The following is a 212-nucleotide window of genomic DNA, read 5'->3' on the forward strand; positions in this document are numbered from 1 at the left end:
CTGACCAGCAAGATTCACCTGGCGTGCGACTCCCTGGGACGTCCACTCGCCTTCACCGTCACGGGCGGGAACACCAACGACTGCACCCAGTTCACCGCCGTGATGGACGCGATACGGGTGCCCCGCCTCGGACCGGGGCGGCCCCGCGTCCGGCCCGACCACGTCATCGGCGACAAGGGCTACAGCTCCCAAGCGATCCGGGTCTGGCTCAG

General features: G+C 68.9%; 1 protein-coding gene. It reads left to right on the plus strand.

What is annotated here, in order from left to right:
* On the plus strand, nt 1–212 hold a 212-nt coding region (locus IF37_RS0138805; RefSeq protein ID WP_158727476.1), incomplete at both ends, for a transposase.

The organism is Streptomyces sp. NRRL S-31, assembly GCF_000718775.1.
In the GTDB taxonomy this organism is placed as follows: Bacteria; Actinomycetota; Actinomycetes; order Streptomycetales; family Streptomycetaceae; genus Streptomyces.